The sequence below is a fragment of the Saprospiraceae bacterium genome (assembly GCA_016713025.1).
Classification (GTDB): domain Bacteria; phylum Bacteroidota; class Bacteroidia; order Chitinophagales; family Saprospiraceae; genus OLB9.
Genome location: JADJPZ010000003.1, coordinates 551655 through 566924, shown reverse-complemented (window position 1 = coordinate 566924; position 15270 = coordinate 551655). Strand labels below are relative to the sequence as shown.

The 15270-nt window shown below is 37.6% G+C and carries 11 protein-coding genes and 2 pseudogenes; 11 read left to right on the top strand and 2 right to left on the bottom strand.

The window, feature by feature from the left end:
• Nucleotides 1–351 precede the first annotated feature (351 nt).
• Nucleotides 352–1698: a hypothetical protein gene (locus IPK35_05245; protein MBK8052685.1), complete on the top strand. Its 1347-nt coding sequence runs from the start codon at nucleotides 352–354 to the stop codon at nucleotides 1696–1698.
• A gap of 34 nt (nucleotides 1699–1732) precedes the next feature.
• On the opposite strand, the gene IPK35_05240 is transcribed toward IPK35_05245, so the two are convergent.
• The gene (locus IPK35_05240; GenBank protein MBK8052684.1) at nucleotides 1733–4111 is read right to left on the bottom strand and encodes a Smr/MutS family protein; all 2379 of its coding nucleotides are present in this window, start codon (nucleotides 4109–4111) and stop codon (nucleotides 1733–1735) included.
• Between the two features lie 294 nt (nucleotides 4112–4405).
• Here IPK35_05240 and IPK35_05235 point away from each other — a divergent pair, with 294 nt between their 5' ends.
• The 3 genes and pseudogenes from IPK35_05235 to mnmG all read left to right on the top strand — a co-directional run bounded on the left by IPK35_05235 (nucleotide 4406) and on the right by mnmG (nucleotide 7130).
• Complete coding sequence (locus IPK35_05235; protein MBK8052683.1) at nucleotides 4406–4615, top strand: hypothetical protein; 210 nt, start codon at nucleotides 4406–4408, stop codon at nucleotides 4613–4615.
• Nucleotides 4605–4936: pseudogene (locus IPK35_05230) on the top strand (type II toxin-antitoxin system RelE/ParE family toxin). Before IPK35_05235 ends, IPK35_05230 begins: the two are co-directional and overlap by 11 nt.
• A gap of 328 nt (nucleotides 4937–5264) precedes the next feature.
• Nucleotides 5265–7130 (top strand): tRNA uridine-5-carboxymethylaminomethyl(34) synthesis enzyme MnmG, encoded by a 1866-nt coding sequence (gene mnmG, locus IPK35_05225; GenBank protein MBK8052682.1) that lies wholly within the window; start codon nucleotides 5265–5267, stop codon nucleotides 7128–7130.
• Between the two features lie 288 nt (nucleotides 7131–7418).
• Here mnmG and IPK35_05220 read toward each other — a convergent pair whose 3' ends face one another.
• Nucleotides 7419–8291, bottom strand: a complete 873-nt coding sequence (locus IPK35_05220) for a KpsF/GutQ family sugar-phosphate isomerase (GenBank protein MBK8052681.1) — start codon at nucleotides 8289–8291, stop codon at nucleotides 7419–7421.
• A 504-nt stretch (nucleotides 8292–8795) separates the two neighbouring features.
• Here IPK35_05220 and recQ point away from each other — a divergent pair.
• From recQ to paaA, 7 genes and pseudogenes are all read left to right on the top strand, one after another.
• A complete protein-coding gene (recQ, locus tag IPK35_05215; GenBank protein ID MBK8052680.1) occupies nucleotides 8796–10997 on the top strand; it encodes a DNA helicase RecQ in 2202 nt (733 codons plus the stop codon).
• A 1-nt stretch (nucleotide 10998) separates the two neighbouring features.
• Nucleotides 10999–11433 carry a 3-dehydroquinate dehydratase gene (locus IPK35_05210; GenBank protein ID MBK8052679.1) on the top strand — a complete coding sequence of 145 codons (435 nt, stop codon included), beginning with the start codon at nucleotides 10999–11001 and terminating at the stop codon, nucleotides 11431–11433.
• Nucleotides 11417–11929 carry a sigma-70 family RNA polymerase sigma factor gene (locus tag IPK35_05205; GenBank protein MBK8052678.1) on the top strand — a complete coding sequence of 171 codons (513 nt, stop codon included), beginning with the start codon at nucleotides 11417–11419 and terminating at the stop codon, nucleotides 11927–11929. Before IPK35_05210 ends, IPK35_05205 begins: the two co-directional genes overlap by 17 nt.
• Nucleotides 11930–12330: 401 nt before the next feature.
• Nucleotides 12331–12540 (top strand): hypothetical protein, encoded by a 210-nt coding sequence (locus IPK35_05200; GenBank protein ID MBK8052677.1) that lies wholly within the window; start codon nucleotides 12331–12333, stop codon nucleotides 12538–12540.
• A gap of 105 nt (nucleotides 12541–12645) precedes the next feature.
• The gene (locus IPK35_05195) at nucleotides 12646–13722 is read left to right on the top strand and encodes a 2Fe-2S iron-sulfur cluster binding domain-containing protein (GenBank protein ID MBK8052676.1); all 1077 of its coding nucleotides are present in this window, start codon (nucleotides 12646–12648) and stop codon (nucleotides 13720–13722) included.
• Nucleotides 13723–13728: 6 nt separating this feature from the next.
• Nucleotides 13729–14298 carry a TetR/AcrR family transcriptional regulator gene (locus IPK35_05190; GenBank protein ID MBK8052675.1) on the top strand — a complete coding sequence of 190 codons (570 nt, stop codon included), beginning with the start codon at nucleotides 13729–13731 and terminating at the stop codon, nucleotides 14296–14298.
• 20 nt (nucleotides 14299–14318) lie between these two features.
• Nucleotides 14319–15268: pseudogene (gene paaA / locus IPK35_05185) on the top strand (1,2-phenylacetyl-CoA epoxidase subunit A).
• Nucleotides 15269–15270 lie beyond the last annotated feature (2 nt).

Here is a 15270-nt window from a genome sequence, read left to right as displayed (position 1 = left end):
AGATAAACAAAGTGAGGTAGAGGGGATGTATTAAAATTTTACATTATCTACGAAATTTTTGATGATATCCTTTTGGTGGATGTCATTGACTTAGGACACAGGAAAGACATTTATGATTAGCGCCAGCTAAATTTTACTCATTTCATACAAATGAATAACTTTTCCATAGTAGTCTTCTGCTGGTGCAAGTTTGCAACTTGTGCATTTATGCAAACACAATTAATAAAAACTTAATAGTTACCAGACTTGGTTAAAGCTTTATTAAATTTCAAAGCCTTAAGCAGCGTTATTTTTTCTTGGGAGTTATAAAGATATAACTTTTTAATTATTCAACTCTTCCAATCAATTTTTATGAAAACACTATTTTACATCACTATGATATTTACCTTAGGTTCGGCTAATATGCTTGTTGGTCAATACAATTATGATCTATATAAATTTCCTGAGGTAAAGGTAAAAGGTCTAAATATCAGTTTTAACTCCTTGGGAAGTTACAATAAATATGAACTGACCAAAGACTACAAATCCAGAAATTTTTCTTACGATTTAGAGAGCAATTACTTTCAGTTTTTAAATACAGGCAAAAGGCAAAAAACAGACTTTGTTTCTGTTCAGAATAGGTTCAGCTATGCAAAATATGATTTGTTACCAATTGAGAATAAAGTGAAGAGCTTCTATCTGAATCTCAATAAAAATCAGATAAATCGAAATTATTTCCAAAATGAAGCTTCCTTTTTAGGATTGAAAGGAAAGTTTTTTGAGGTCAATCATAAGCTTACTGTCAGCTACAGCAGCGTTATCAACTCATCATACACTCAAGCTGCAGCTGACCTTTCTTTGGGTTTAGGTTTTGGTAGATTGGAGCCTGTATCTGAAGTTTTTGATGCACAGTTTCTTATGAATGATTTGCTGGAAGCCGGTATTATCAAATCTAAATTTTCCGAAAGTGAACTTTATGAGTTGGCAGCATTGATGGCCAAGGTTAAAAATCAAAGGATATTTGATTTCAGAAGAGCCACTATCTATCAGCTAACTGAGCTTACAAATTGGCTAAACTCAAAAGGAATAGATCAAAATATCAAAACATTTACAATACTGAACGATAACTGGACCGGAAATTTTACGGCCCAAAGGCTAAATGGGAAAAGGCTTTCATTCAGTATTTCTCCATGGGCGCAAAAGAACTGGGACAAGCGAAACAATGTAAATTGGGAGTCTGAGTTAAATCGTGGTGCATTAGCTTCAGTTACCTACGTTAATGCAAAAAATAAAAGCCTGTTTTTTGGAACTGAAACTTCATTAAGGTTGTCTCATGGCTTTAACAATGCACACCAGGCAGATAATGTCACCACTTTATCAGGTAGCTATGGGTTGATTTTCAATCCCAACTCACGAACAACCATCAGTGCTTCTCCTACCATTTCTTTGGCTACTCAGACATTTAGTCAACATGCAGCACAACTCTCCTTACCACTAAATTTCAATTATTTTATCAATAACAGGTCCAGAATATCAGGATTTTTAGATCTAAAATGGCTCACCAATGATCGTGTGATTTTTGAAAGACCATCAGGTGTCAATGAGTTTAACCCAAATTTTAGAAGTGAAGTATATACTCCACTGAATTCAATACTACCATATGAAGGCTCAAGATTTACTGTCAATGCAGGATTAAAATTTACTTACACATTGTTTTAATTTTGTAGCAACAATGCATGCAAAACAAATCATCCTAAAACCGCACCAAAGTCACCCCTTCGCCTCCTTGTTCAGGCTCAGGATGCCAGACTTCTTTCACGTCCCTGTACTGGCGCAGTAGTTTTTTGACTTCATTTTTCATAACACCAGTGCCTACACCATGGATGATTCTGAGTTCGTAGGTATTGTTCATCAGTGCTTTGTCCATAAAGTTTTGAAGCATATGAAGGGCATCTGACTTGGTATATTCGCGGATATCAATTTTTGTGTCAGGCATCTCATTTCCCGATTTGGGCAGGTGGATACTCTTGGTCTTGGTTTCTATAGGTTCTTTGGCGGAGACAAGATCTATGACTGGCACTTTCAGGTTTAGAAATCCCATCTGCACTTCGGCGACACCTTTTTGGATAGAGAGGACTTCGCCATTGGTCGTGCCATTGCGCATACGTACAAAAGAACCCACTTCTATTTTGTCTTTCGAAGCAGTGATCTCTCTGGCAAATACTTCCATCTTCAGCGATTCGAGTTCTTTGAGGGTTTCTTCCTGTTTTTTCTTCAGGGCGATAGATGCCTGCAGTGCTTTTTCTTCATCTTTGGACTGCTTGATTTCTTTGAGGATCTTTTGCATTTCATTGTTCTGATCCATCACTTTTATAGCCGATTGTTCTTTGGCCTGGAGTTTTATTTTTTTGCGCTTGATATCGAGATCAGTATTCATATGTTCATATGACTGTATCAGTCTGTCGAGCCGGTCCTGCTTTTCCAGCAGGGAGGATAGCTTGTCTTCATATTCTTTTTTTTCTGACATCAGGTTGATGAGCAAGTCATCTATGGCTTTTTCATTTTTTCCGGTTTTGTGCTGAGCATACTTGACGATACGAGAGTCAAGGCCGATCTTTTCTGCTATCTCATATGCAAATGAACTTCCCGGTTTCCCCACCTGCATCCTGAAAGTAGGTTTGAGATGCAATTTGTCAAATTCCATCGAACCATTGATGACACCTTTGGTTTTGTATGCATAATATTTCAGATTGGAATAGTGTGTGGTGATAGTAGCAAACACTTTTCTGTAATTCATATCGTTAAGTACAGCTTCAGCTATAGCACCTCCAATTTTGGGATCAGTACCCGAACCAAATTCGTCTATCAGTACCAATGAGTTTTTATCCGCATTTTCTGTGACAAACTTCATGTTTTTGAGATGTGATGAGTATGTGCTCAGGTCATCTTCCAGCGACTGCTGATCTCCTATGTCCACAAATATCTTATCAAAAATGCCAAAATGAGAATTTTCATCTACAGGAATCAGCATGCCGGATTGTAGCATCATCTGGAGCAGGCCTACAGATTTTAATGCCACGGATTTTCCGCCGGCATTTGGTCCACTGAGTACCAGGATACGATTGCTACCATGTAGCTCGAGATCAAATGGTATTACCGGAGCACCTGTGTTTTCATTTTTTAGGAGCAAGACGGGATTGTAAGCCGTCTTAAAACAGAATACAGGTTTGGTATCCAGATATGGTTTTCCTGCATTGATACGGTATGCAAATCGAGCCTTGGCCCTTATAGTATCCAGTTTGACCAGGATGTGCTGTATCGTCAGTATGCCATCTGCATAAGGCCGTATAAAAGCACACAATGCTCTGATAATCTTGTATATCTCATGTCGTCTTTCAGCATAGAGATTGTAGATTTCCTGATTGAAATGCATCACTTTTTCAGGTTCAATATATATCGTTTTGCCAGTGGCAGATTCGTCATGTATGATTCCGTGTATTTTTCTTTTGTGTTCTGAAGCTACGGTGAGCACCCTTCTGCCGTTTCTGATGCTTTCATATGTATCTACAAGATATCCTTTAGATTTATAAACTTCCACTTCACTATTGAAAATTTTTTCTATTTCTCTTTCTCTGGATTTGATCAGTTTGGAGATGCGGAGCAACTCTTCTGAAGCATTGGGCCGCACGTCGCCTTCTTCATCAAGTACCCTGTCGATTTCTTTGGTCAGGGCCTTGTCTATGACGATACCAGATATTATTCCTGATATTAGTGGATTCATTTTGACTTTCTCAGCATCAGAGAAGTATTGCACCAATTCCATACCAATGGAGACTATCCTGTAAATGTTTTTAATGCTACCTATTTCAAGTACATAGCCTTCTTTTCGTACCAACTGGACATCTTCCGTGACTGATTCAAAAGAAGTTATTGGTAAGGATTCTCCCCGTTGAAGTGCTTTTTTATATTCATCCGTTTCATTGATCAGTTGTGATATGTGCTGTAACTCTGTAAGTATTTCTATCTTCCTGAAGTAGTCAATTGCCATACCTGACAGACATTCTGAACAAATGGCATCAATAATTTTAGAATATTCCAGTTTTTCTTTTATATCTTTAGGATAAAGGATCATAGTGCTTGTCGATATGGAAAATATTTGTACAAAATCATACAACGGTGAATATAAATTGTTTACAATAATAGATGAATATTTTATGAAAATTGAAACAGCGATTACTTTCATTCCTCAGTTTCAGTTAGATAGCAAATCTATGATTGATATAAAAAAACTAATCTCACAGGTGGTGTGACTAATTCAAAAAACCCAAATTTAGAGAAAACTGAACACAAAAATTTTCGTAGAACTTTAATGAAAGCCAATTTGTTATATCAACAAGTTATGTTTTTTAGAAAATAGAATTTACCGATGAAAATACTTATAGATATTCAGGATGATGATGCGAATTTTGCAATAAAGGTTTTAGAAAATCTTTCATTTGTTAAAAAAATTAAACCAATGAGCGTTTCTAAAATAGAGTTATGGGAAGACTTGAAAGAAGCTGCCCAAGAGGTGAAATTGCATAAGGAAGGTAGAATAAAATTAAAAACTGCTCAGGAATTACTAAATGAGTTATAATGTTATTTCTACCCATCGATTTGAAACAGAGCTTAAACGATTGGCTAAAAAGTATCGTTCATTAAAAGATGAGTATTCCCGACTCATTTTTGAATTAGTCACCAACCCATCCATAGGTATACAAATCGGAAACAACTGTTTTAAAATTCGATTGTTGGTCAGCAGTAAAGGCAAAGGAAAAAGAGGTGGAGCAAGGATAATCACTTATCTATATAGCGAACAAAAACAATTTATCTTCTCACAATTTACGATAAAAGTGAAAAAGCTGACCTCAAACCAAATGAACTTAAAGAAATGATCAATAGTCTGGAATTGGAGTAATCAGGCAGAAACTCTACCCAAGCCATAAGTATTACAAGAAAACAAGTTTAAAAAAACGGGTGTATCCCATTTTTGCACTGCAATTGTTTAAACTGCCCGCAACCCTCATTCCCTAAAGGGAAGTCCCACCCTTAAACTCCTAACTATTAGGCTAATCCACTAAATTCAGAACTTAGGAATTATATAAATTTAGTGCAATTTTGGGATACACCCCAAAAAACACATTTGTAGAATTATGATTGAGCGAAATCCAGAAACAATTTGATTTCAAGCATCATTCAAAATTCCTAATTTTGAGAAAATTGATCAATTATCTTATCTTTGCGGCATGTTTCCAAAATATGATGTAATTGTAGTAGGTGCTGGTCATGCAGGCTGCGAAGCTGCTGTAGGTGCTGCCAATATGGGTTCTAAGGTATTGCTCATCACTATGAATATGAATACCATCGCCCAAATGTCATGCAATCCCGCTATGGGTGGAGTGGCAAAAGGACAGATCGTACGTGAAGTGGATGCTCTTGGCGGGTATTCAGGTATCGTTACCGATTATTCTTTGGTACAGTTCAGGATGCTCAATATGTCCAAAGGTCCCGCCATGTGGAGTCCTCGCGCTCAGAATGATCGTATGATGTTTGCAGCCAAATGGCGTGAAATGCTGGAAGCACACCCGAATATTGATTTCTGGCAGGAAACTGTCCCAGGCCTCATCGTCAAAAATGGTGTCTGCAAAGGTGTCGTAACCAGTCTGGGACTCGAAATAGAATCAGACGCTGTGGTGCTGACCAATGGTACATTTCTCAATGGATTAATACACATTGGTGAGAAACAGTTTGGCGGTGGAAGGGCAGGAGAAAAATCTGCTACCGGTATCACCGAACAACTCATCAGTCTGGGATTTGAGTCGGGGCGGATGAAAACAGGTACACCACCACGTATAGATGGAAGGTCACTCGACTATAGTAAGATGGAAATCCAACCCGGAGATGAAAAACCCGGTAAATTTTCCTACACTGATACCCCGGTGATACAAAAACAACTGCCATGCCATGTGACATATACCAGTGAAGAGGTACATGAAACCCTGAAAGAAGGTTTTGACAGATCACCTATGTTCAATGGCAGGATACAGGGACTTGGACCGAGGTACTGTCCGTCGATAGAAGATAAAATAAATCGTTTTGCGGACAAAGACAGACATCAGCTTTTTGTAGAGCCGGAAGGCTGGAATACTTGCGAGATTTATGTCAATGGATTTTCTTCTTCTTTGCCGGAAGATGTACAATACAAAGCGCTTAAGAAAGTTCAGGGTTTTGAAAATATGAAGATGTTCAGACCAGGATATGCCATTGAGTATGACTACTTTCCGCCAGTGCAGCTCAACATGAACCTGGAGACTAAACTTGTAAAAAAATTGTTTTTTGCGGGACAGATCAATGGCACAACAGGTTATGAGGAAGCAGCATGTCAGGGATTGATGGCAGGAATCAATGCGCATCTGGCTATCAGAGCGCAAGAACCATTTATATTAAAACGATCACAAGCGTATATCGGAGTACTGATAGACGATCTTGTCAATAAAGGGACCAATGAACCTTACAGAATGTTTACGTCAAGAGCAGAGTACAGGATTTTGCTTCGTCAGGACAATGCTGATATCAGACTCACACCTTTGGCGAGTGAGTTAGGTATGCTGGGAATGGAAGAAAGGTTGGAACGAGTCAATGCCAAGATCGAAAATGGTGCTCGGATCGAGCGGTATTTTGACGACACAAGTGTGGAACCAGACCTGATCAATGGATTTCTTGAATCCATCACTTCTGCACCATTGAAACAAAAAGTGAAAGCAAAATCCGTACTCACCAGACCAAATATAGACATTGCAGATATGAGGAGTTATCTTCCTTATGTTGATGATTTCTTAAGCCGTTTTGATAATGAAACGATCACTATAGCAGAAGTAGCCATGAAGTATGATGGATATATCAGAAAAGAACAGGAAATGGTAGAAAAAATGGATAGACTGGAGTCTGTCAGACTTGCAGATCGATTGGACTATCAATCTTTAAAGTCCTTATCTATTGAGGCAAGAGAAAAACTCCAAAAAATAAGACCCAGAACCATCGGTCAAGCGAGTAGAATCAGTGGTGTATCGCCTTCTGATATTTCGGTATTGCTCGTACATGTGGGAAGATGAATTCGAACGACGAATGATCTGAACAATTTTAACGACGAATGATTCAAACATGGGTTGCTCGGTTGTTCAAATCATTCGTCGATCTGCCCCGCTACCCTCATTCCCTAAAGGGAAGACCCACGCTATTCATTGTTCAAATCATTCGAGTGTTCGGTTGTTCGAGTGTTCGGTTGCTCGAGTGTTCGAGTGCTCGGTTGTTCGTTTGTTCGTTTGTTCGTTTGTTCGGTTGCTCGTTTGTTCGGTTGTTTGGTTGCTCGGTTGTTCGAGTGTTCGGTTGTTCGTCTTTCCCTAAATTATTCCTTCTCTCATCATGTCATGAATATGCACCATGCCTTTATACCTGTTTTCTTCCATGACCACGAGTTGAGTGATACTATGTTTTTTCATCATGGCAAAAGCATCTACTGCCAGGTTGTCTATGCTGATAGTCTTGGGAAAACCCGACATGATGTCTCCTGCCTGAATGTTGACAAAATCGTCTGTTCGTTCCATCATCCTTCTCAGATCACCATCAGTGATGATGCCTTGCAAATTTTCATTATCATCCATGACTGCGGTCGCCCCGAGTCTTTTACCTGAAATTTCTGATATCACTTTTTTGATAGGATCAGTCAGATATACTTTTGGCTTTTCATTTCTTACTATCAAGTCCCTGACTTTCAGGTAAAGTTGTTTGCCTAAGCTGCCACCGGGATGAAAGCGTGCAAACTGATCTTCCGTAAAACCTTTCAACGACAGCAAAGCCACAGCGATGGCATCACCCATGGCCATCTGCAGGATGGTACTGGTCGTAGGTGCCAGATTATTGGGATCAGCTTCTTTTTCCATGGGGAGATAAATGCATATATCTGATTGCAATGCAAGAAAAGAATTTTCATTGCTGACAATGGCTATAAGAGAGTTTCCAAAATTTTTTATCAACGGTACCAGGACCTTAATCTCCGGTGTATCCCCGCTCTTTGACAGACATATCACGACATCATTTTCTGAAAGCATGCCTATATCCCCATGTATGGCATCAGCTGCGTGCATAAAGACCGATTGGGTGCCGGTAGAATTTAATGTAGCTACAATTTTTTGAGCCACCAATGCACTTTTACCAATTCCTGTGAGAATCACCCTTCCGTTCGATTTGTAAATCAATTCAATAGCCGCACACATCTCATTATTGACCGTATGACACAAAGTATAAAGCGAATCTGCCTCTATTTTTAAGGAATTGATAATTTTTTCCTTTATGAAAGTATACTGATTTGAATTCAATTTTGTATTTTTGGCATCCGAAAAAAAAGCCTTTCAATTTAAGGCAGCCCAAACTTACAAAAAATTTTGTGCATTCACCTTCTGAGCTGATTTTAATAAGTGATTTATGTGAAGGTGATATATCATGCGACATTTAAATATGAAATATAATTTATTCATTTTCATAATATTGTAAATGATTATTTTTATTATAAAAATTCTTGTAATTTTAACATTGTTTTGTAAAAAATGAATATATTTATGGAATCTTCTCAAATGCAGAAAACTTTGATTTTAAATGCAGAATTGCAGGCAGAGATTTCGCACGGAAGCAGAAAGATATTGATACTAATGGAATTGGTAAAAGGTACCTGTTTCATTGATTTTTAAAATTTTAATTAAAGTAAGATACATAATAATACCATGGTATTTACAGATCAGGATATAACATCCGCCATCAAAACCTACTTTGGTTTTGAATCATTTAAAGGCGATCAGAAACAAATAGTAAAAAGTGTTTTGGACAAAAAGAACACCTTCGTCATCATGCCTACCGGTGGAGGTAAATCGCTTTGTTATCAACTTCCGGCTATGATGATGGAAGGTACAGCTATCATTATTTCACCTTTGATAGCTCTGATGAAAAATCAGGTGGATTCTATCCGTGGGTATAGCCAGGAAGATAATATAGCCAGTTTTCTGAATTCATCTCTCAACAAGACCCAGATGAATGAAGTGAAAAATGAAATTGTGAACGGTCGAACAAAAATGCTCTTCATAGCACCTGAAACACTAACCAAAGATGAAAACATTGAGTTTTTTCAAAAATCCAATATTTCCTTTGTTGCAGTAGATGAAGCGCATTGTATCTCAGAGTGGGGGCATGACTTCCGGCCTGAATACAGAAGGATCAGGACCATGATCTCTGCCATTGGTGAAGATATTCCCATCATTGCCCTGACTGCCACAGCTACACCAAAAGTCCAGACTGATATAGTAAAAAGTCTCGAAATGGATGATCCTAATATTTTTATATCATCGTTCAACAGGGACAACCTATACTATGAAATCAGGCCAAAAGTAAGCAAAGATCATGCTGTAAAAAGTATTATCCAATTTATCAAAACCAGTAAAGGAAAATCCGGCATCATCTATGTACAATCCCGTAAATCTACCGAAGAAATAGCCAAAGTACTCACTGTGAATGGCATAAAAGCATCTGCATATCATGCCGGACTCGATGCCAAAACAAGAACTCAGGTGCAAGACGACTTTCTCATGGAAGAAGTTGAAGTGATCGTGGCTACCATTGCTTTTGGTATGGGTATCGACAAGCCTGATGTGCGTTTTGTCATCCACTATGATATTCCCAAGAGTATTGAAAACTACTATCAGGAGACAGGTCGGGGAGGCAGAGACGGCCTCAAAGGTGATTGTCTGGCTTTTTATTCATACAAAGATATCCTTAAGCTTGAAAAATTTCTGCGAGACAAACCGGTAGCAGAAAGAGAACTGAGTGCTCAACTGATGGATGAAGTGATAGCCTATGCAGAAACCAATACCTGTAGGAGGAAATTTTTGCTCCATTATTTTGGGGAAGAATATGATGACAGTAAGTGTACTAATATGTGCGACAACTGTAAGTTTCCCAAGAAGAAGGAAGAAGTCATGAATGAGATGAAGCTTGCTCTTAAAGTAGTACAACAGCTCAACGAAAATTATACCATCAAAATATTGGTGGAATTTGTTACCGGAAAAGCATCCAAAGAAATGAAAGATTTCAAGTTTGACAAACTGGAATTATTCGGTGCAGGAGCTGCCAAAGATGAATTATTTTGGCATACCATTTTCAGACAAGCAGTGTTAAATGATCTTCTATATAAAGAAATAGAACAATACGGCATTCTCAAACTGACCGATGCTGGAAAAAAGTTTATCAAACATCCTGAATCTATTATGATTCCACTCAATCGTGATTTCACTGTAAAAGATGACAGTGATTATGATTACGGTGCTGGGCAAGGAGCAGCATTGGACAATGTCCTTGTGGAGTTGCTAAAAGATTTGCGAAAATCCGAAGGGCGTAAGCTCAAAGTGCAGCCTTGGGTGATTTTTTCTGAACCATCCCTGCAGGATATGGCCACGTATTATCCCATTAGTATGGAAGATATGCAGCAGATATCAGGCGTTAGTCAGGGCAAAGCACAAAAATTTGGCAAGCCATTCATTGAACTCATCAAAAAGTATGTGGATGAAAACGAAATAGAGAGACCAACTGAAGTGGTCATCAAACAAGTCGCCAATAAGTCAAGAAATAAAGTGACAATAATCCAGTCCATTGACAGAAAAATGCCATTTGATGATATAGCTCGCAACGTGGAGATGACTCATGATGAGTTACTGTATGAGCTGAATAATATTGTAGATAACGGCACAAAAATAAACATCAACTATTATATTAAAGATAAAGTTGATGAAGAGATCATCGAAGAAATATATGATTACTTCAAATCATCACCTACGGATTCCATTGATGCAGCGATCAGAAAATTGCAGGAAGACGATATTGGAGAAGAAGAAGTATTGTTAGCACGAATAAAATTTATCTCTGAAATAGCTAATTAATATGGTACAGATTATAATAATAAACGGACCCAACCTTAACCTTTTAGGAAAACGTCAACCGGAAATATATGGTCATAAATCTTTCGAAGATTACTTTGTAGAATTGGAAAGAGAGTTTCCTGAATATAATCTTCATTATTATCAATCCAATCACGAGGGTGATCTGATAGATAAAATCCAAGGTGTAGGGTATAGGTATGATGGTATCATACTCAATGCAGCTGGCTTTACGCATACATCTATAGCTATTGCCGATGCATTGCGGGCGATCACCACTCCGGTAGTTGAAGTTCACATCACCAACATCTATGAACGGGAATCCTACAGACATATCAATTATATCAAAGAATCAGCAATACACAGTATAGTAGGACATGGTTTGCCAGGGTACAAAGAAGCAATAGAATATCTAAAAGAGCATGTCATCAACAAATGAGTCTGACTTGATTGAAGAAATAGCTTTCAAAGAGTTTTATATTGAAAATTTTTCAACTCTGAGAATGTATGTTTTTGCAAAATGCTCTGATAGAGACCTTTCTGAAGATATCGCTCAGGAATCATTTATCAGACTCTGGAACAATAGAGAAAAGGTGCTTCGCATCAAAGCCATGTCATTTTTATTTACTGTTGCCGGAAATTTGTTTTTGGATTATGTCAGACACCAAAAGGTAAAAAATACTTTTTGCAATGGGTTTGAAATAAAGAATGAAATATCTGACCCTCAGTATCTCATCGAAATGGATGAGTTTAAGACTAAAATTGAAAATACCATACAAAGTATGCCAGAGATGGCAAGAGAAGTTTTTCTTCTCAATAGAATGGAGAAAATGACCTACAGCCAGATTGCAGAAGCCCTTGGACTTAGTGTAAAAGCTATAGAAAAAAGAATGCAGAAAGCATTGGAGATAATGGCTACCTTGAAGTTGAAGTAATATCTACTATCAAAATTTCATTTTATTGGGTGTATCCCATTTTTGCACTAAAATTGTTTAAACTGCCCGCTACCCTCATTCCCAAGCATAGCTTGGCAGTCTCTGAAGGGACGACCCACCCTTTAACTCTTAACTACTAGGATAATACACTAAATTAGAAACTTAAAAATTATATAATATACTGCAATTTTGGGATACACCGATTCTATTCAACTCATCTACTATACTATCAATATGAAAATATTGAAATTTTAAAAGTACTCAAAGTGGATTTTAATACAGTTTTAATCGACAGTAGATAAATATCTTATACATTACATATAAAATTATGTAAAATTACGGCATAAAAAACATAGGGTATTACCTGATAAAAACGTTTAAGGGTAAACAATGAATTTGTCATGACAAAAGTACAGGAAAACCTGATGGTAAAGTGGTTGGAGAATGATATCGATGATGAAGATGCCCAATTACTCATTAAAGATTTTGATGCATCAAATCTGGAATTCAATCTGAAAATGGTAGACGGCTTCACCTTAAAAAACGGGTTTATCGAAGATAAATGGAATGATTTTCAAAAACTAACATTAGTTAAAACTACCACCGAATAAACCCGTATCTCGGATTTAACTACAATTGGTCAAAAAAAATACTCCATTCGATATCATTAAAAAATTAAATAATTTCATACTTTTGCGAACAAATGTTCGTATCTGATGGGTCGCCTTAAATTTTATAGCCTTGTTGTTAAAAATATAACACAAAATACTAAAGATTGTATTTCTCTCACATTTGATATTCCAAATGAGCTAAGTGATATATTTCAGTTTAAGGCCGGGCAGTATCTTACTCTCAAAAGGTCCATAGGAGGAGAAGAATTACGCCGATCCTACTCCATATCATCTGTACCGGGTCAGTCAGACCTTACTCTTGCTGTCAAAAAACTTCCCGGCGGTAAATTTTCAACGTATGCTCATGAAGTGTTGAAAAAAGATGATAAATTGGATGTCATGCCTCCTTCGGGCAATTTTACCATAGACCCCAATGTGAAAAATGTGGTATTTTTTGCAGCCGGAAGTGGAATAACACCCATAATTTCCCAAATATCAGACCTTTTGAATCACACTCAAGATGCTTCTCTGACTTTGATATACAGCAATAAAAACTTTGAATCAATAATTTTTAGAGAAGAACTTGAAGGACTCAAAAATAAATATTTAAACAGACTGGCTATCCATCATGTGTTTTCTAAAGAAAAAACGGGCTTGCCATTATTTTTTGGTCGAATCGATAAGGCTAAATGTAGACTTATGTCAGAATCCCTATATGATATTAGCTATACTGATGGATTTATGATATGTGGACCAAATGATATGATATTTAATGTCAGGGATGCTTTATTGGAGCAAGGTGTAGCGGAAAGCAAAATACATTATGAATTATTTAATACTTCAGGTTTAAAAAATCTTTTAACTGAAAAAATGCCACTTCAAGATAGTGAAAAAAGTAAGGAAAGCGAAATTACTGTTCAGATGGACGGTGATGTTTTTGAATTTTCAATCAGTTATTCAGGTCAAAACCTGCTTGATGCTGCCATAGCACACGGAGCGGATTTACCATATTCCTGTAAAGGAGGAGTATGCAGTACCTGCAAGGCAAAAATCACTAAGGGTAAAGTCGAAATGGATCTGAATTATGCATTGGAGCCGTACGAAATTGAAGCCGGATACGTATTGCTTTGTCAGTCGCATCCCAGATCACCAAAAGTTTATATAGATTTAGACCAGAAGTAACAAAAAATGACAAATACACTGAACAGTCCAAAGAAACAAGTAATAATCGAAACAGCTGCTGAGCTTTTCCGTGAAAAAGGATTTAGTGCAACATCTATCAGAGATCTTGCAGCGCGAGTAGGTCTTGAACCATCAAGCATTTACAGTCATATCAAATCAAAAGAAGAGCTGCTCGTTGAGATTTGTATGCCTTTTGCCCAATATTTTACTGATGGTATGCATGAAATTTTTACATCTGATGTATCAGCGAAAAAGAAATTGAGGGAACTTATCAAACTGCACCTGAATGCCGCTTATGATCACCCGGCTTCTATTACAGTATTTAATGATGAGTGGAGATTTATGGCCGGAGACCAGCTTAAAGATTTTTTAGAAATGCGAAAAGACTATGAAAAAAAGTTTAAAAAAATACTAATCGAAGGCAAAAAGTCCGGAAAGTTTGAATTTGACAATGTGGATATAGTGTTTAGTTTTATCATTAAAACCTTAAATTGGTCGTATGATTCAGTAAACAAATATATAAAAATAGAGTTAGAGCAACAGATTTCATCACTTTTAATCAAAGCACTTAGTTGATAAAAGATAAACTAGTAAAAATGGATGCAATAAAATCTTTTGAAGACATATTCCAGCAGCGAATAGACGATGAGCAAAAAATTGAAGCCCGGGATTGGATGCCGGATGCATATAGAAAGTCTCTGATCAGGCAGATCTCCCAACATGCACACTCAGAGATAGTAGGCATGCTACCTGAGGGTAATTGGATATCCAGAGCCCCAAGCCTCAAGCGCAAACTCGCCTTATTGGCGAAAATTCAGGATGAAGCCGGCCATGGATTGTATCTTTATTCTGCAACTGAAACCCTCGACATTTCGCGTGAAGAATTGATAGACCAACTCCATTCCGGAAAAGCAAAGTATTCAAGTATTTTTAATTATCCAACATTGACATGGGCTGATATAGGTGCTATCGGATGGTTGGTAGATGGTGCTGCTATCATGAATCAAGTAGCATTGTGCAGGACATCTTATGGCCCTTATGCAAGAGCCATGGTCAGGATATGCAAGGAAGAATCATTCCATCAGCGACAAGGGTATGATATACTTCTGACGATGTGCAGAGGTTCCAAAGAGCAAAAGACATGGTACAGGATGCTGTCAACAGATGGTGGTGGCCTTCTCTCATGATGTTTGGACCAAATGATGACGCTTCTCCCAACAGTGCCCAATCCCTAAAATGGAAGATCAAAAGACTCTCAAATGATGAGCTGAGGCAGAGATTTGTAGATATGACTGTGCCACAGGCAGAAATTTTAGGGATACAACTGCCTGACCCGTTATTATCTTATAATGAAGAAAGGGGTCACTATGATTTTGGACCTATTGATTGGGAAGAGTTTTATCAGGTATTGGCTGGCAACGGACCATGCAATAAAGAAAGAATGGAAGCACGGATAAAGGCGCATGAAGAGGGAACTTGGGTACGGGAGGCAGCCTTAGCATACGCTGAAAAACAAAAGCATAGAAGAGCCATTTCGGTAGCATAATA